This is a genomic window from Adlercreutzia sp. DFI.6.23, assembly GCF_024462535.1.
GTDB classification, from domain to species: domain Bacteria; phylum Actinomycetota; class Coriobacteriia; order Coriobacteriales; family Eggerthellaceae; genus Adlercreutzia; species Adlercreutzia rubneri.
In genome coordinates this window covers 1-309 of the sequence record NZ_JANGBP010000399.1, presented here as the reverse complement: position 1 = coordinate 309, position 309 = coordinate 1, and the positions used below count along the sequence as shown (strand labels likewise).

Annotated in this window: 1 protein-coding gene; it reads right to left on the bottom strand. The window is 71.8% G+C overall.

All coding sequences use genetic code 11. The features are described 5' to 3' along the window. Positions 1–39: 39 nt before the first annotated feature. A partial coding sequence (locus NE591_RS13885; RefSeq protein ID WP_256156935.1) for a Nif3-like dinuclear metal center hexameric protein occupies positions 40–309 on the bottom strand: 270 nt, incomplete at its 5' end.

Here is a 309-nt window from a genome sequence, read left to right as displayed (position 1 = left end):
CCCAGATCTTCGGCAGGGGCAATGGAGAAAATTACGCAACTAGACGCGGACTGCCTCCGGCGTCCACCAGTTCTCGGACTGATCGACAAGCGTCACCGCCTCGGCAGGGACGCCGGCGCGGGCCAGCGCCTCGGCCAGCACGGCCGCCAAGGGCAGCTCGCTCACATCGTGGCCGAGCTCGATGACGGCCACGTGCGCCGCCGCCAGCTCCAGCGCGGTGTGGTACTTCCTCTCGCCGCAGACGACGGCGTCCACCCCGGCCGCGACGAGCGCCGGCGCGAGGCTGGCCGCCGTGCCCGTGGCCGTGAC